This window comes from Pseudomonas sp. N-1-13, assembly GCF_057787095.1.
Window position 1 is genome coordinate 5,877,354 of sequence record NZ_JBYNRI010000001.1, and the last position, 17,347, is coordinate 5,894,700.

Consider the following 17,347-nt stretch of genomic DNA (forward strand, 5'->3'; position numbering starts at 1 on the left):
CTATTTCTCCTGGCTGACAGACGCGCAGATCACATTGATCCCACGGGCCTGAATCTGATCGCGGGCCTCCACGGGCAGGCGATCATCGGTAATGAGGGTATGGACGCTGCTCCACGGCAGTTCCAGGTTGGGGATTTTTCGGCCGATCTTGTCGGCCTCCACCATCACGATCACTTCGCGGGCTACCTCAGCCATTACACGGCTCAGGCCCAGCAGTTCGTTAAAGGTGGTGGTGCCTCGGACCAGATCGATGCCGTCGGCGCCGATAAACAACTGGTCGAAATCGTAGGAGCGCAGGACCTGCTCCGCGACTTGGCCCTGGAACGACTCGGAATGAGGATCCCAGGTGCCGCCGGTCATCAACAGCACCGGTTCATGCTCCAGCTCGCTCAGGGCACTGGCGACATGCAGGGAATTGGTCATCACCACCAACCCCGGCTGCAGTCCGAGCTGAGGAATCATTGCCGCGGTGGTGCTGCCGCTGTCGATGATAATCCGCGCATGTTCGCGGACCCGCTTCACCGCGGCCCGGGCAATGGCTTGTTTGTATTTGGAGACGGCTTGCCCGTTATCGGCGACCAGTTCCTGCGGCATGGGAACCGCGCCACCGTAACGACGCAGCAGCAAGCCGTTGGTTTCCAGCGCGGCGAGATCCTTGCGAATCGTAACTTCCGAGGTTTCGAAGCGCTTGGCCAACTCATCAACACTGACTTCGCCCTGCTCTTGAAGCAAGGCAAGGATGTTGTGGCGGCGCTGTGGTGTGTTGCGCTTGGACATAAGGATAAATTTCGATTCGAAAGATAACGTAAGTAATCAAAACCTATTGGAAGCATGTCGTCAAGACAAGAGCAGAAAAATTCAGAAACTGAGTGAACATGAACGCCATCGCGAACAGGCTCGCTCCCACATTGATTGCAGCGTCCACGGGGCCCGTGTCAGCCGAGAATTCAGTGTGGGAGCGAGCCTGCTCGCGATGGCGGCGACCGGAGTTGTGGATAACTCAGGTTTTCTGGATTTTGACTGGGCGCTTCCAGCCATCGATGTTGCGCTGCCGCGCACGGGCCACAGCCAGTTGAGACTTATCCACATCCTGATTGATGGTTGAACCTGCTGCGGTGTTTGATCCATCACCGATGGTCACCGGTGCAACCAGCGAATTATTGGAGCCGATGAACACGTCCTCACCAATAGTCGTCTGATACTTATTGGCGCCGTCGTAATTGCAGGTGATGGTACCGGCGCCAATGTTGGTGCGTGCACCGATTTCAGCGTCACCCAGATAGGTCAGGTGACCGGCCTTGGCGCCTTCGCCCATGTGGGCATTCTTGAGCTCGACGAAGTTACCCACATGGGCGCGGGCTTCCAGCACAGTACCCGGACGCAGGCGAGCAAATGGGCCCGCGTCGCTGCCTTCGCCCATGACGGCGCCATCGAGGTGACTGTTGGCTTTGATCACCACGCCTTTTCGCAGGGTACTGTCCTTGATCACACAGTTCGGGCCGATGACCACGTCGTCTTCGATGATGACCTTGCCTTCAAGGATAACGTTGATGTCGATGACCACATCGCGGCCGACGCTGACTTCACCGCGCACATCGAAACGGGCCGGGTCGCGCAGGGTCACGCCCTGAGCCATCAGGCGGCGGGCGGCGCGCAATTGATAGTGACGCTCCAGTTCGGCCAGTTGCCGGCGATCGTTGGCGCCCTGCACTTCCATGGCATCCAGCGGCTGCTCAGTGGCGACCACCAGCCCGTCGTTGACAGCCATGGCAATCACATCGGTCAGGTAGTACTCGCCCTGGGCATTGTTATTCGACAAACGACTCATCCAGTCGCCCAGGCGTTCAGCCGGTACGGCAAGAATGCCGGTGTTGCCTTCGGTGATCGCGCGCTGGGCTTCGTTGGCGTCCTTTTGCTCGACAATCGCTGTCACCTGGCCGTCGGCGTTGCGCACAATGCGGCCGTAACCAGTGGGGTCATCCAGCTCGACGGTCAGCAGGCCCAATTGCTGTGGAGCAGCATGCTTGAGCAGGCGCTGCAAGGTATCGACTTCGATCAGCGGCACGTCGCCGTAGAGAATCAGTACCGTATCGGCGGTAATAAATGGCACCGCCTGGGCCACCGCGTGGCCGGTCCCCAGTTGTTTATCCTGCAGGACAAAATTAAGGTCATCCGCCGCCAAGCGCTCACGCACAGCATCCGCCCCGTGGCCGATCACCACGTGAATGCGCTGTGGATCAAGTTGCCGGGCGCTGTGGATAACATGACCGAGCATGGAGTTGCCGGCCACCGGGTGCAATACCTTGGGTAGCGCCGAACGCATGCGAGTGCCTTGACCCGCCGCGAGGATAACGATTTCGAGAGACATGACTGGCTACCAATCCTGGGTGGTCAGCGGCTGCGACCAGATGATGAGTGTCGGAAAAAGAAAAAAGGGTAGCCGAGGCTACCCTTTTTAATCAATCGCACAGAAAGCAGACGGCTTAGCCGCCGAACTTCTTGCGGATCTGCTGGACGGTGCGCAGCTGGGCTGCGGCCTCGGCCAGACGTGCAGCAGCAGAGCCGTAATCGAACTCGGCGCCGCGCTCATGCAAGGCCTTCTCAGCAGCCTTGACGGCTTCCTGAGCGGAGGCTTCGTCCAGGTCGGCAGCACGTTGCACGGTGTCGGCAAGGACCTTGACCATGTTCGGCTGAACCTCGAGGAAACCACCGGAGATGTAATACACCTCGGATTCCCCGCCCTGCTTGATCAAGCGGATCGGACCTGGTTTCAGATTAGTGATCAGCGGTGCGTGACCCAGAGCGATACCAAGATCGCCCAGCTCACCATGCGCAACCACCATCTCGACCAGACCGGAGAAAATTTCCCCTTCCGCACTGACGATATCGCAATGGACTGTCATAGCCATCTGATTGCCTCAACCTAAATTAGCGCCCGTTGCCGGGCGCCGGGATTACAGTTTCTTGGCTTTCTCGATCGCTTCTTCGATGCCGCCGACCATGTAGAACGCTTGTTCTGGCAGGTGGTCGTAGTCACCGTTGAGGATGCCTTTGAAGCCAGCAATGGTGTCTTTCAGGGAAACGTATTTACCCGAGGCACCGGTGAAGACTTCAGCCACGAAGAACGGCTGCGACAAGAAGCGCTGGATCTTACGAGCGCGGGATACCAACTGCTTGTCGGTTTCCGACAGCTCGTCCATACCCAGGATCGCAATGATGTCCTTCAGCTCTTTGTAACGCTGCAGCACGTACTGAACGCCGCGAGCGGTGTCGTAGTGCTCCTGGCCGATCACGTTCGGGTCCAGCTGACGCGAAGTCGAGTCCAGTGGGTCTACCGCTGGGTAGATACCCAGGGAAGCGATGTCACGGGACAGAACGACGGTCGCGTCCAAGTGGGCGAAGGTGGTCGCTGGCGACGGGTCGGTCAAGTCGTCCGCCGGTACGTATACCGCCTGGATCGAGGTGATCGAACCTTCCTTGGTCGAAGTGATGCGCTCTTGCAGCACGCCCATCTCTTCAGCCAGGGTCGGCTGGTAACCTACTGCCGAAGGCATACGGCCCAGCAGTGCGGATACTTCAGTACCGGCCAGGGTGTAACGGTAGATGTTGTCGACGAACAACAGTACGTCGTTACCTTCGTCACGGAACTTCTCGGCCATGGTCAGGCCGGTCAGGGCTACGCGCAGACGGTTTCCCGGCGGCTCGTTCATCTGACCGTAAACCAGTGCCACTTTGTCCAGAACGTTGGAGTCCTTCATCTCGTGGTAGAAGTCGTTACCCTCACGAGTACGCTCACCCACACCGGCGAACACGGAATAACCGCTGTGCTCGATGGCGATGTTACGGATCAGTTCCATCATGTTTACGGTCTTGCCCACACCGGCACCACCGAACAGACCGACTTTACCGCCCTTGGCGAACGGGCAAACCAGGTCGATAACCTTGATGCCGGTTTCCAGCAGGTCGTTGCCGCCTGCCTGTTCAGCGAAGGATGGCGCAGGACGGTGAATGCCCCAGCGCTCTTCGGTGGCGATCGGACCTGCTTCGTCGATCGGGTTGCCCAGTACGTCCATGATCCGGCCCAGGGTCGCTTTACCGACCGGTACGGAGATGGCTGCGCCAGAGTCGACAACATCCAGACCGCGCTTCAAGCCTTCGGTGGAGCCCATCGCAATGGTACGTACCACGCCGTCGCCCAGCTGCTGCTGAACTTCCAGAGTGGTTTCCGCGCCTTGTACTTTCAGCGCGTTGTAGATGCTCGGTACGCTGTCGCGTGGAAATTCCACGTCGATAACGGCGCCGATGATTTGAACGATACGTCCGCTACTCATAGCTGGATCCTCTGAATATTTGAACCGTTAAACCGCGGCAGCGCCGCCGACGATTTCCGAGATCTCTTGGGTGATCGCAGCCTGACGCGCCTTGTTGTAGATCAGTTGCAAATCACTGATCAGATCACCGGCGTTGTCGGTAGCGTTCTTCATCGCGATCATCCGCGCCGCTTGTTCAGCTGCGTTGTTCTCGACCACCGCCTGGTAAACCTGCGATTCCACGTAGCGGACCATCAAGCCGTCAAGCAGCTCTTTGGCATCCGGTTCGTAGAGGTAGTCCCAGTGGTGCTTGAGTTCCTGTTCCGGGGTCGCCACCAGTGGAATCAACTGCTCCACGGTAGGCTGTTGCGTCATGGTGTTGATGAATTTGTTGGATACCACGGACAGGCGGTCAATACGGCCTTCCAGGTAAGCATCCAGCATCACCTTGACGCTGCCGATCAGATCATTGATCGACGGCTCTTCACCCAGGTGGCTGATAGCAGCGACGACGTTACCGCCGAAGTTGCGGAAAAAAGCCGCACCTTTGCTACCAATCACGCACAGATCGATCTCGACGCCTTGTTCACGGTTTACAGCCATGTCCTTGACCAGGGCCTTGAACAGGTTGGTGTTCAAGCCACCGCACAGACCACGGTCACTGCTCACCACAACGTAACCGACGCGCTTGATGGCGCGGTCGATCATGAACGGGTGGCGATATTCCGGGTTGGCGTTGGCCAGATGACCAATTACCTGGCGGATGCGCTCCGCGTAGGGACGGCTAGCAGCCATGCGCATTTGTGCCTTGCGCATTTTGCTGACCGCCACTTTTTCCATGGCGCTGGTAATCTTTTGCGTGCTTTTGATGCTCGCAATCTTACTGCGAATCTCTTTTGCGCCTGCCATGTAACACCTATCAGGTTAGCAAGCGGGAGCCTTGCGACTCCCGCTGCGGCTTACCAGGTTTGGGTGGCCTTGAACTTCTCGATACCGGCTTTCATGCCAGCGTCGATTTCGTCATTGAAGTCACCCTTCACGTTGATCTTCGCCATCAAATCGGCGTGATCGCGGTTGAAGTAAGCAATCAGCGCTTGTTCAAAGCTGCCGACCTTGGCGATTTCGACGTCAGTCAGGAACCCACGTTCAGCGGCATACAGCGACAACGCCATGTCAGCGATCGACATCGGAGCGTATTGCTTCTGCTTCATCAGCTCGGTAACGCGCTGACCATGCTCAAGTTGCTTACGGGTCGCTTCGTCCAGGTCAGACGCGAATTGGGCGAATGCCGCCAGTTCACGGTACTGAGCCAGAGCGGTACGGATACCACCGGAGAGCTTCTTGATGATCTTGGTCTGAGCGGCACCACCCACACGGGATACCGAAACACCGGCGTTCACAGCAGGACGGATCCCGGAGTTGAACATGGCCGATTCCAGGAAGATCTGACCGTCGGTGATGGAAATCACGTTGGTCGGAACGAACGCGGAAACGTCGCCAGCCTGGGTTTCGATGATCGGCAGTGCGGTCAGGGAACCGGTTTTGCCGGTCACTGCGCCGTTGGTGAACTTCTCTACGTACTCTTCCGAAACGCGGGATGCGCGCTCCAGCAGACGGGAGTGGAGATAGAACACGTCGCCTGGGTAAGCTTCACGGCCTGGTGGACGGCGCAGCAGCAGGGAGATCTGGCGGTAAGCCACTGCCTGCTTGGACAGATCGTCATAAACGATCAGCGCGTCTTCACCGCGGTCGCGGAAGTATTCGCCCATGGTGCAACCGGAGTACGGTGCCAGGAACTGCAGCGCAGGAGATTCCGAAGCACTGGCAGCCACGATGATCGTGTTGGCCAGGGCGCCGTTTTCTTCCAGCTTGCGAACCACGTTGGCGATGGTCGATTGCTTCTGACCGATTGCCACGTAGACGCAGAAAATGCCGCTGTTCTTCTGGTTGATGATCGCGTCGATCGCCAGAGCGGTTTTACCGATCTGACGGTCACCGATGATCAGCTCACGCTGGCCACGGCCGACAGGGATCATGGCATCGACAGCCTTGTAGCCAGTCTGTACAGGCTGGTCTACCGACTTACGCCAGATCACGCCTGGAGCAACTTTCTCGACCGCATCGGTCTCGGTGTTGTTCAGCGGACCTTTGCCGTCAACTGGGTTACCCAGTGCGTCGACTACGCGACCCAGCAGTTCCTTACCAACCGGAACTTCGAGGATGCGGCCGGTGCACTTGGCGCTCATGCCTTCAGCCAGAGACGTGTACGCGCCCAATACCACGGCACCTACAGAGTCTTGCTCCAGGTTGAGGGCCATACCGTAGACGCCGCCCGGAAACTCGATCATCTCGCCGTACATGACGTCGGCCAGACCGTGAATCCGCACGATGCCGTCAGATACGCTGACGACAGTGCCTTCGTTACGGGCTTGGGAGGTCACATCGAGCTTGTCGATGCGGCCCTTGATAATTTCACTTATTTCGGAAGGATTGAGTTGCTGCATTGCTCTGCTGCCCCTTCAAACTCAAGATTTCAATGCTTCGGCAAGTTTCGCGATTTTGCCGCGAATCGAGCCATCGATAACCAGGTCACCGGCGCGGATAACGACACCACCAATCAAGGCAGGGTCTTCCGTAACGTCCAGACGCACTTCCCGGTTGAGTCGTGCACTGAGAACCTTGGCGAGTTTGTCTTGCTGTTCTTGGTTCAATGCAAAAGCACTGGTCACTTCCACGTCTACCGACTTCTCTTGCTCAGCCTTGTACAGGTCGAACAATGCGGCGATCTCCGGCAGAAGCGGGAGACGGTCGTTTTCGGCAACGACGTGAATGAAATTCTGTGCCTTGGCATCGAACTTGTCGCCGCACACGTCAATGAACGTGGCGGCCTTTTCTGCGCTCGTCAGTCGCGGGGCCTTGAGCACGCGCTGCATGGTGTCGTCTTGCGACACCGCTGCTGCCAGGCCGAGCATGGCTGACCAATTGGCCAGTTGCTGGTGGGCCTGAGCGTGCTCGAAGGCCGCCTTAGCGTAAGGTCGGGCCAACGTGGTCAGTTCTGCCATGATCGCCCTCGCTTAAATTTCAGCAGCCAGTTTGTTTACCAGCTCTGCGTGCGCGTTTTGATCGATTGTGGCACCCAGGATCTTCGAAGCACCGCCAACAGCCAGGGCACCCACTTGGGCACGCAGGGCGTCTTTGACACTGTTCAGTTCCTGTTCGATCTCGGCTTGAGCCTGAGCCTTCACACGGTCAGCTTCGACGCGAGCCTGTTCACGGGCTTCGTCGACAATCTGGGTACCGCGTTTCTTGGCTTGCTCGATGATTTCAGCTGCCTGAGCTTTCGCTTCGCGCAGTTGCTGACCCACTTTCTCATGGGCCAACTCCAGGTCGCGAGCTGCACGGCTGGCAGCGTCCAGACCATCCGCGATCTTCTTTTGACGTTCGTGCAATGCCGCAATGACCGGAGGCCATACGAACTTCATGCAGAACAGTACAAAAATCAGGAACGCAACGGACTGGCCAATCAGGGTCGCATTAATGTTCACGCCAACACCTCGCAGTTACGTTGTCCATCACACCAATCTACTCGAGACATCCGAGTAATTAGCCAGCGATTTGACCAACGAACGGGTTCGCAAAGGTGAAGAACAGAGCGATACCAACACCGATCATGGTCACGGCGTCGAGCAGACCAGCCACGATGAACATTTTAACTTGCAGCATTGGAACCATTTCTGGCTGACGCGCGGCGCCTTCCAGGAACTTGCCGCCCAGCAGGCCGAAACCAATTGCGGTACCCAGTGCGCCCAGGCCGATCAACAGTGCAACAGCGATAGCGGTTAGACCAACTACAGTTTCCATCTTTCCTCCCGACTTTTACGTCGTATGGTTTAGGTTTTTTAGATTAAAGCGGTAAAACAAATCGTTTCATCAAGCCCGTTCGGGCCCCTTCCCGTGTGACCGGGAAGGACATCAGACTAGTCGAGACTGGCCTTAATGGTTTTCTTCGTGCGCCATCGACAGGTAGACGATGGTCAGCATCATGAAGATGAACGCCTGCAGGGTGATGATCAGGATGTGGAACACAGCCCACGCCCACTGCAGAACTACACCCAGGCCGCTGAGCCAGAGCAGACCGCTGCCGAACATCACGGCGATCAGGATGAACACCAGCTCGCCGGCATACATGTTGCCGAACAGACGCAGGGCCAGGGAGATCGGTTTGGCGATCAGGGTCACGAACTCCAGAAGGAAGTTCACCGGGATCAGCAGGGCCTGAACGAGAATGTTCTTGCTGCCGAACGGGTGCAGGGTCAGTTCGCCGATGAAGCCGCCGATGCCCTTGACCTTGATGCTATAGAAAATGATCAGTGCGAAAACCGAGAACGCCATGCCCAGGGTCGCGTTCGGGTCGGTAGTCGACACGGCGCGGAATGGGATGTGCGAATCGCCGGAGATCAGGATGGCCAGCTGAGGAATCCAGTCGACCGGTACCAGGTCGATGGCGTTCATCAGGAACACCCAGACGAAGATGGTCAGTGCCAGCGGTGCGATCACCGGGCTACGGCCATGGAAGCTGTCTTTCACGCTGCCATCGACGAATTCGACCAATACTTCAACGAAGTTCTGCAGTGCACCAGGCTGACCGGAAGTCGCCTTCTTCGCCGCCATGCGGAAAAGAAGCACGAAGATCAGACCCAATGCGACCGACCAGCCGAGCGTGTCGACGTGGAAGGCCCAGAAGCCCATTTCCTTGGCTTCTGCTGCGGTGTGAGCAAAGCCCCAGCCGCCATTGGGTAGCTGCCCGAAGGTCAGGTTCTGCAAGTGGTGCTGGATATAGCCCGAAGCGGTTGTCTCTGCCATGGTTGCCTCAAACGCCCTAAGGTCTCGAAAGTCTTGTTCTCATTAGCAGGGGAGCGAACCAGCTAACCAGTTGGGTCAGCACGAAGACGCTGAATACAGCCAGCGGCGCCAGTGGCTTCACACCTGCGAACGTCAATGCAAACAGCACTGCCGTCAAAATCAGTTTCCCCGCCTCACCGGCATAAAAAGACCGGACGATGGCTTGGGCTGCTCGGGCGCCGGAAAACCGAAATGCCCTGTGAGCGAAATAAATATTGGGAAGCAAGGCTATCAGGCCTCCGCAAAGCCCTGAGTATCCGGCGACGACTCCCTTCCATTGCCAGAGCGCCAAAGCAGCGATCAGAACAACGACGAATTGGGTCATCAACACCGGGAAAACAGCCAGACGATGGAACGGCAAGCGGTTTGGCGTGCGTGTTTCCATCGCTTTTGCTCTCCAATGATCGGCCGCCATAATTCAATAACTTGGCATAATTTGTGCCGACAAAATGCGCGCAGAGTATAGGGGCGGTTCTGCCCCTATTCAACTGCCAGGTAGTGATTTCCGACTGCGCGCTACAAGAGCAATTGTTTCAGCGAATGTGCGCAAGGACACCTTGCAGCTCATCGAGGGAGTTATAACCGATCACCAATTGCCCTTTGCCCTTCTTGCCGTGGCGAATCTGCACCGCAGAGCCTAGGCGCTCGGCCAGGCGCTGTTCCAGGCGTGCGATATCCGGATCGGTTTTCGGTGCTTCGACAGGTGCCGGTTTACCACTGAGCCACTGACGAACCAGTGCCTCGGTTTGGCGCACAGTCAGGCCTCGTGCGACAACATGTCGCGCCCCTTCAACCTGTTGATTTTCCGGCAAACCGAGCAACGCCCGGGCATGCCCCATTTCCAGATCACCATGGGACAGCATGGTCTTGATGACTTCCGGCAAGGCAATCAGGCGCAACAGGTTGGCCACGGTCACGCGGGACTTGCCCACCGCCTCGGCGACCTGCTGTTGAGTCAGCTGGAACTCCTGCTGCAAACGCTGCAGGGCCACAGCCTCTTCGATCGGGTTGAGGTCTTCGCGCTGGATATTCTCGATCAGCGCCATGGCGATGGCGGTTTCATCCGGTACATCGCGGACCATCGCCGGAATGGTTTCCTGACCCGCCTGCTGGCTGGCACGCCAGCGGCGTTCGCCGGCGATGATCTCGAAGCGCCCGTTGGCGATCGGCCGAACCACGATCGGCTGCATCACGCCCTGGCTCTTGATCGACTGGGCCAGCTCTTCCAGTGCCTGCGGATCCATGTCCCGACGCGGCTGATACTTGCCGCGCTGGATCAGGTCCAGGGGCAAGTGTTGCAGCTCGCGCTGATCGACTTGTACGGCCTGCTCTTCCAGCGAACTGACAGTGGGGCCACTGAGCAGTGCATCCAGTCCACGTCCGAGACCTCGTTTCTTGACGGCCATGGGGTTTCCTTAAGTTGGCTGGGCAGCAGCGGTGCGTGGGTTTCGGCGCTGGCGGCGAACCATCTCGCCCGCCAGGGCCAGGTAGGCCAGCGCGCCTCGGGATTGTTTGTCGTAGGCCAGGGCCGGCATGCCGTAGCTCGGCGCTTCGGCCAAACGGATGTTACGCGGAATGACCGTATCGTAGAGCTGCTCGCCGAAGTGTTCCTTGAGCTGGGCCGATACGTCGTTCATCAGGCTCAGGCGCGGGTCATACATGGTCCGCAGCAGGCCCTCGACTTTCAGCTCCGGGTTCAGCAGTTCGGCAATGCGCTTGATGTTATCCACAAGGTCGCTCAACCCTTCGAGGGCAAAGTACTCGCACTGCATGGGAATAATCACCCCATCAGCGGCCACCAGGGCGTTGAGAGTCAGCATCGAAAGCGACGGTGGGCAGTCGATCAGGATGTAATCGTAATTTTCCCGAATCGGCGCCAAGGCGCTGCGCAGGCGGCTTTCCTTCATCTGCATTTCCAGCAGAACCACTTCGGCCGCCGTCAGGTCACGGTTGGCCGGCAGCAGTTGATAACCGCCGTGTTCGGAGAAATGCATGGCCTGGCCCAGATCGCATTCGCCGATCAGAACATCGTAAATGGAGTTTTCCAGGCCATGTTTATCCACACCGCTACCCATGGTGGCGTTGCCCTGTGGATCGAGATCGATCAGCAACACCCGGCGCTTGGTCGCGACCAGGGATGCTGCGAGGTTGATGCAGGTGGTGGTTTTACCCACACCACCCTTCTGGTTCGCTATCGCGAATACCTTAGCCATTGTTGCTTGTATTCCCAATCATGCCGTGCGGCGCAGTATCAGCAGATGGCGTTGGCCTTGGCAACCGGGTACGGCCAGGGCGTGTTCGCTATCGAGGTGGAAGTCTGCCGGCAATGCTACCAGCTCATCGGCCGGATGAACGCCCTTCATTGCCAGCCAGCGCGTATCGGCATCGCCCAGGTGGCGAGTCCAGTTGCTGAAGTTTTCCATGCTGCTGAACGCCCGGGAGATGATCCCGTTGAAAGGCTGGGCAGGCTGGAACGCTTCGACGCGGCTGTGGATAACTTGCAGGTTATCCAGTTTGAGTTCGAGTTTGACCTGCGTCAGGAAGCGGGTTTTCTTGCCGTTGCTGTCCAGGCAGGTCACTTGCGAGCCAGGAAACAGGATCGCCAGCGGGATACCCGGCATGCCACCGCCACTGCCGACATCGAGCCAGCGGCCGTCTTCGATGAAGGACATGACGCTGAGGCTGTCGAGCAGATGCCGCGAGACCATTTCATCCGGATCGCGCACCGCGGTCAGGTTGTAGGCCTTGTTCCATTTGATCAACAGGGCCAGATAGCCCAGCAACTGCGCGTGCTGGGCTTCGGTCAGGCTGACGCCGAGCTGACGGGCACCTGTGGATAACTCTTCGGCGTGTTGCGAGGTGACCATCGAACTCAAGCGCTTTGCTCCAACTGACGGCCCGCGCCGCGTTTTTTCAAATGAATCATCAACAGGGAAATGGCCGCCGGGGTCACACCGGGAATGCGCGAAGCCTGGCCCAGGGTCTCTGGACGAGTCGCACCGAGCTTGCTCTGGATTTCCTTCGACAACCCGGAAATGCCCGTGTAGTCGATATCCACAGGCAGTTTTGTGTCTTCACTGGCGCGCAGACGGGCGATTTCGTCTTGCTGACGGTCGATGTAACCGGCGTATTTGGTCTTGATCTCGACCTGCTCGGCCACCTGCGGATCTTCCGCACCCTGACCGGTCACTTCCACCAGCCCGGCATAATCGATTTCCGGGCGGCTCAACAAGTTGAGCAAGTTGTATTCGTGGGTCAGCGGTGTGCCGAATTTGGTCGCGATGGCATCGCCCTGCTCGGTACCAGGACGAACCCAAGTGCTTTTCAGGCGCTGTTCTTCCAGCTCGATACTCTCGCGCTTCTTGCAGAACGCGGCCCAGCGAACGTCATCGACCAGCCCCAGCTCGCGACCTTTCTCGGTCAGGCGCAGGTCAGCGTTGTCTTCACGCAGGATCAGACGATATTCGGCACGGGAGGTGAACATCCGATACGGTTCCTGAGTACCCAGGGTAATCAAATCATCCACAAGCACACCGATATACGCCTCATCGCGGCGCGGGCACCAGCTGTCCTTGCCCTGGGCGCGCAGCGCTGCGTTGGCGCCAGCCAGCAGGCCTTGGGCACCGGCCTCTTCGTAACCGGTGGTGCCGTTGATTTGTCCGGCAAAGAACAGGCCGCCGATGACTTTGGTTTCCAGGCTGTACTTGAGGTCCCGCGGGTCGAAGTAATCGTATTCGATGGCATAGCCCGGACGAACGATGTGGGCGTTTTCCATGCCGCGAATCGATTGGACGATCTGCAGTTGCACGTCGAACGGCAGGGAAGTGGAAATCCCGTTCGGGTACAGCTCGTGCGTCGTCAGGCCTTCGGGTTCGATGAAGACCTGATGGCTTTCCTTGTCGGCAAACCGATGGATCTTGTCTTCGATCGATGGGCAATAACGCGGGCCGATACCTTCGATCACGCCGGAATACATGGGCGAGCGATCCAGGTTGGCAGCAATGATTTCGTGAGTGCGGGCGTTGGTATGGGTGATCCAGCAGCTCACCTGTTTCGGGTGCTGCGCTTTGGAGCCCATGAACGACATGACCGGAATCGGCGTATCGCCCGGCTGCTCGGTCATCACCGAGAAATCCACAGAGCGGCCATCGATGCGCGGTGGCGTACCGGTTTTCAGGCGACCGACACGCAACGGCAACTCACGCAGGCGCTGGGCCAGTGCGATTGAGGGTGGATCACCTGCGCGACCGCCGGAATAGTTCTGCATGCCGATGTGGATAAGTCCACCGAGGAAGGTCCCGGTGGTCAGCACCACGGAATCAGCGAAGAAGCGCAGGCCCATCTGGGTCACAACACCACGCACCTGGTCCTGCTCGACGATCAGGTCATCGGCTGCCTGTTGAAATATCCACAGGTTCGGCTGGTTTTCCAGGATTTCGCGGACAGCGGCCTTGTACAGGACACGGTCGGCCTGGGCACGAGTAGCCCGCACGGCCGGGCCTTTACGGCTGTTCAATACACGAAACTGAATGCCACCTTTATCCGTGGCCATGGCCATCGCGCCACCGAGGGCATCGATTTCCTTGACCAGATGGCTTTTGCCAATCCCACCAATGGCGGGGTTGCAGCTCATGGCGCCGAGGGTTTCCACGTTATGCGTCAGCAACAGGGTTTTAGCCCCCATGCGTGCTGATGCAAGTGCTGCCTCGGTACCGGCATGACCGCCGCCGATGACGATCACTTCAAAACGGGAAGGGAAATCCACCACGCACCTCGTGCCTGCTTAATTCAGGTAATTCGGAAAATAGGTTTGAGCCTGGCTTTGGGCGTTTTTCGAGCCAGGTCGGCAAGTATAGGGACTTCCCCTTTCCTAAAGAACCCTTTGCACAAAATTTAACCAGCTGTGGAGAAGTCGAGGTTAAAGAAATTAAAAAGAAAGAAATTTATAAAACCTTTGTTTTTATGTTTATTCTTACTGAGCCTCATTTCTGTGGATAAAGCTCTGAAGGCCTTTATATTCAATATGTACAGAGATTCAAAACCCTGTGGTCAGGTGCGGCTGAGGGGCTTGGATAACCGGTGTAAGCCTGTGGATGAATGGGGTGGTTATCCACAGAGGTGGTTATCTTCAGTTTTGAAGGGGGTTTATCAACCGAGCTCAGGGTCAGTTATTCACAGGGCTTAATCCACAGGAAAACTGGCTTTTGATCCAGACACCGCCCACAGGCAAGCCGCCATGCAGGGCAATCGTTCTAGAAAAGAGAGAAAACCGGCTGCATGGACTCGTTGTAGGGTCGATAGCAGCCGGGTTCTTAAGGAATGGGTTATTTACCGATGCAGAAGCTGGAGAAGATTCGACCAAGCAGGTCATCAGAGCTGAAGGCCCCGGTAATTTCCCCGAGAGCTTGCTGGGCCTGACGTAAATCTTCGGCCAGTAGCTCACCGGCTCCGGCAAGGGTCAGTTGCGCGCGACCGTGCTCCAGCGCCGCGCTGGCATGGCGCAGCGCCTCCAGGTGCCGACGACGGGCGCTGAAGCTGCTTTCCGAAGTCTGCTCGTAACCCATGCAGGCCTTTAAATGTTCGCGCAGCAACTCCAGTCCCATATCCGCGGATTTCGCACTGAGGCTAATGGTGACGTGGCCATCAGCGCTGACCTCCAGGGTCACGGGTTCCCCGGTCAGGTCGGCCTTGTTTCGAATCAGCGTGACTTTCGAAGGGTCAGGCCGGGTTTCCAGAAACTCTGGCCACAAAGCGAAAGGATCATCCGCTTCCGGGGCCGTGGCATCGACCACCAACAACACGCGGTCAGCCTCGCCGATGGCTTTGAGCGCACGCTCCACGCCGATTTTTTCCACATGGTCGTCGGTATCCCGCAGGCCGGCCGTGTCGACCACATGCAGGGGCATACCATCGATGTGGATATGTTCGCGCAGAATATCCCGGGTGGTGCCGGCGATCTCGGTAACAATCGCGGCCTCACGGCCTGCCAAGGCGTTGAGGAGGCTGGATTTGCCGGCATTTGGCCTTCCGGCGATCACCACCGTCATCCCATCGCGCAACAAAGCACCCTGCCCGGCTTCGCGCAGTACTGTGGATAACTCATCGCGGACCTTGTCGAGCATGCTGAGCACGTGACCATCGGCGAGAAAGTCGATCTCTTCCTCGGGAAAGTCGATCGCGGCCTCGACGTAGATCCGCAGGCCGATCAGTTGCTCGGTGAGGTTATGCACACGCTGGGAAAAAGCGCCCTGCAGGGATCGCAAGGCATTGCGCGCGGCCTGTGCGGAACTGGCTTCGATCAGATCAGCAATGGCTTCGGCCTGGGCCAGGTCGAGCTTGTCATTGAGGAATGCGCGCTCGCTGAACTCGCCTGGTCGCGCAAGACGACACCCCAGTTCGAGGCAACGCTTGAGCAACATGTCCAGGACGATCGGACCACCATGGCCTTGCAGTTCCAGCACATCTTCGCCGGTGAACGAGTTGGGACCAGGAAAATACAAAGCCAGGCCTTCATCGAGCACCTGCTGGTCATCACTGAAAAAAGGGCCGTAGTGAGCAAACCGCGGTTTGAGTTCTCGACCGCTGATGGCCTTTGCCGCGACGCTGGCCAACGGTCCCGAAATACGGACGATGCCGACTCCGCCGCGACCTTGGGCAGTAGCAACGGCGGCGATGGTTTCACGAGGTGCGCTCATAAACCGGTATCCAGACAAAAGTGGCAGATAGCAAAACGCCCCACTAGGGGGCGTTTTGTGTGGTTATCCACAGAGCAAGTTACGCCTCGGCTTTTTTCGTAGCCGCTTCGATCTTACGCGTGATGTACCACTGCTGGGTAATCGACAACACGTTGTTCACAACCCAGTACAGCACCAGGCCCGCAGGGAACCACAGGAAGAAGAAGGTGAAGATGATCGGCATCATCTTCATGACCTTCGCCTGCATAGGGTCCGGAGGCGTTGGGTTCAGCTGCTGCTGAATGAACATGGTCGCGCCCATGATGATCGGCAGGATGAAGAACGGATCCTTGATCGACAGGTCGGTAATCCACAGCATGAACGGTGCCTGGCGCATCTCGACGCTTTCCAGCAGCACCCAGTACAGCGCCAGGAACACAGGCATCTGGACAAGAATCGGCAAGCAACCACCCAACGGGTTGATCTTCTCTTTCTTGTACAGCTCCATCATGGCCTGGGACATTTTCTGCCGGTCATCGCCATGTTGTTCTTTCAGGGCGGCCAGTTTCGGTGCCACTGCGCGCATGCGAGCCATGGATTTGTAGCTGGCTGCCGACAATGGGAAGAAGATCCCCTTGATCAGCATGGTCAGGAAGATGATCGACCAGCCCCAGTTACCGACGATGCTGTGGATATGTTGCAGCAGCCAGAAGATTGGCTGGGCAATGAACCACAGGAACCCGTAGTCCACGGTCAGTTCCAGACCTGGGGACAACTCTTTCAACACCGCTTGGCTTTTTGGACCGGCATACAGAATCGCGCTGGTCTCGACTTTTGCACCTGGTGCAGCGGTCAATGCCGGGCCGGTATAACCGACGATGTAGTTGCCTTTGCTGTCTTTACGCGTCTGGACGACGTTGTTCTCGCCTTTTTGCGGGATCCAGGCGGTTACAAAATAGTGCTGCAACCAGGCAACCCAGCCACCTTGTACGGTTTCCTTGAGCTGCGCCTTGTCCATGTCTTTCATGGACACTTTCTTGTACGGCTCCGAACTTGTCCACAGGGCAGCGCCCAGGTAAGTCGCGGTACCGGTGGCGGTGCTGGAGGAAGGATCATCGCTGGCGTCACGCTTGAGCTGCGCGAACATCGCACCAGACCAGGGCTGTGCGCTCTGGTTGTCGATCAGATAGGAAACAGTCACGTCATACAGGCCACGTTTCAAAGTGAAACGCTTGATGTAATTGACGCCGTCCTTGCTGAACTTCAGGTCCACGACCAATTGGTCCTGACCGTCAGCCAGTTGATAAGTCTTCTTCTCGGAGGAGTAAACCGGGCGGCCGGCCGGGTTTGCATCCGGGCCGTTGGTGCCGATCAGACCACTTTGGGCCAGATAGGTCCGCTCATTGCCGTTATCGAACAACTGGAATGGAATTTCCGGATGGTCCTGGCGGCGCGGATACA

17 protein-coding genes are annotated in these 17,347 nt (G+C 57.7%); all 17 read right to left on the bottom strand.

What is annotated here, in order from left to right; genetic code table 11:
• Nucleotides 1-777: a DeoR/GlpR family DNA-binding transcription regulator gene (locus AC3I65_RS26200; RefSeq protein WP_047230092.1), complete on the bottom strand. Its 777-nt coding sequence runs from the start codon at nt 775-777 to the stop codon at nt 1-3.
• A gap of 223 nt (nt 778-1,000) precedes the next feature.
• Nucleotides 1,001-2,368: a bifunctional UDP-N-acetylglucosamine diphosphorylase/glucosamine-1-phosphate N-acetyltransferase GlmU gene (glmU, locus tag AC3I65_RS26205; RefSeq protein WP_076383162.1), complete on the bottom strand. Its 1,368-nt coding sequence runs from the start codon at nt 2,366-2,368 to the stop codon at nt 1,001-1,003.
• 115 nt (nt 2,369-2,483) lie between these two features.
• Nucleotides 2,484-2,909, bottom strand: coding sequence for a F0F1 ATP synthase subunit epsilon (locus AC3I65_RS26210; RefSeq protein WP_047230094.1), 426 nt, complete (start codon nt 2,907-2,909; stop codon nt 2,484-2,486).
• Nucleotides 2,910-2,954: 45 nt separating this feature from the next.
• The gene (atpD, locus tag AC3I65_RS26215) at nt 2,955-4,331 is read right to left on the bottom strand and encodes a F0F1 ATP synthase subunit beta (protein ID WP_047230095.1); all 1,377 of its coding nucleotides are present in this window, start codon (nt 4,329-4,331) and stop codon (nt 2,955-2,957) included.
• Nucleotides 4,332-4,358: 27 nt separating this feature from the next.
• Nucleotides 4,359-5,219 carry a F0F1 ATP synthase subunit gamma gene (atpG, locus tag AC3I65_RS26220; protein WP_003207090.1) on the bottom strand — a complete coding sequence of 287 codons (861 nt, stop codon included), beginning with the start codon at nt 5,217-5,219 and terminating at the stop codon, nt 4,359-4,361.
• Between the two features lie 50 nt (nt 5,220-5,269).
• Nucleotides 5,270-6,814 (bottom strand): F0F1 ATP synthase subunit alpha, encoded by a 1,545-nt coding sequence (atpA, locus tag AC3I65_RS26225; protein ID WP_025216279.1) that lies wholly within the window; start codon nt 6,812-6,814, stop codon nt 5,270-5,272.
• A gap of 21 nt (nt 6,815-6,835) precedes the next feature.
• Nucleotides 6,836-7,372 (bottom strand): F0F1 ATP synthase subunit delta, encoded by a 537-nt coding sequence (locus AC3I65_RS26230; protein WP_047230096.1) that lies wholly within the window; start codon nt 7,370-7,372, stop codon nt 6,836-6,838.
• Between the two features lie 12 nt (nt 7,373-7,384).
• Nucleotides 7,385-7,855, bottom strand: a complete 471-nt coding sequence (locus tag AC3I65_RS26235) for a F0F1 ATP synthase subunit B (protein WP_047230097.1) — start codon at nt 7,853-7,855, stop codon at nt 7,385-7,387.
• A 58-nt stretch (nt 7,856-7,913) separates the two neighbouring features.
• On the bottom strand, nt 7,914-8,171 hold the full coding sequence (atpE, locus tag AC3I65_RS26240) for a F0F1 ATP synthase subunit C (protein ID WP_003097235.1): 258 nt from the start codon (nt 8,169-8,171) through the stop codon (nt 7,914-7,916).
• A gap of 132 nt (nt 8,172-8,303) precedes the next feature.
• Nucleotides 8,304-9,173 (bottom strand): F0F1 ATP synthase subunit A, encoded by an 870-nt coding sequence (gene atpB / locus AC3I65_RS26245; RefSeq protein WP_047230098.1) that lies wholly within the window; start codon nt 9,171-9,173, stop codon nt 8,304-8,306.
• A gap of 16 nt (nt 9,174-9,189) precedes the next feature.
• Nucleotides 9,190-9,597: a F0F1 ATP synthase subunit I gene (locus tag AC3I65_RS26250; RefSeq protein WP_047230099.1), complete on the bottom strand. Its 408-nt coding sequence runs from the start codon at nt 9,595-9,597 to the stop codon at nt 9,190-9,192.
• A gap of 148 nt (nt 9,598-9,745) precedes the next feature.
• A complete protein-coding gene (locus tag AC3I65_RS26255; RefSeq protein ID WP_003207098.1) occupies nt 9,746-10,618 on the bottom strand; it encodes a ParB/RepB/Spo0J family partition protein in 873 nt (290 codons plus the stop codon).
• A 9-nt stretch (nt 10,619-10,627) separates the two neighbouring features.
• Nucleotides 10,628-11,425, bottom strand: a complete 798-nt coding sequence (locus tag AC3I65_RS26260; RefSeq protein ID WP_003187199.1) for a ParA family protein — start codon at nt 11,423-11,425, stop codon at nt 10,628-10,630.
• Between the two features lie 18 nt (nt 11,426-11,443).
• Nucleotides 11,444-12,079, bottom strand: coding sequence for a 16S rRNA (guanine(527)-N(7))-methyltransferase RsmG (gene rsmG / locus AC3I65_RS26265; RefSeq protein WP_171061291.1), 636 nt, complete (start codon nt 12,077-12,079; stop codon nt 11,444-11,446).
• 5 nt (nt 12,080-12,084) lie between these two features.
• Nucleotides 12,085-13,977, bottom strand: coding sequence for a tRNA uridine-5-carboxymethylaminomethyl(34) synthesis enzyme MnmG (gene mnmG, locus AC3I65_RS26270; protein WP_047230101.1), 1,893 nt, complete (start codon nt 13,975-13,977; stop codon nt 12,085-12,087).
• A 559-nt stretch (nt 13,978-14,536) separates the two neighbouring features.
• The gene (gene mnmE, locus AC3I65_RS26275) at nt 14,537-15,907 is read right to left on the bottom strand and encodes a tRNA uridine-5-carboxymethylaminomethyl(34) synthesis GTPase MnmE (protein WP_107323176.1); all 1,371 of its coding nucleotides are present in this window, start codon (nt 15,905-15,907) and stop codon (nt 14,537-14,539) included.
• A 79-nt stretch (nt 15,908-15,986) separates the two neighbouring features.
• Nucleotides 15,987-17,347 (bottom strand): membrane protein insertase YidC (yidC, locus tag AC3I65_RS26280; protein ID WP_488524293.1); only part of this gene is annotated, 1,361 nt, incomplete at its 5' end.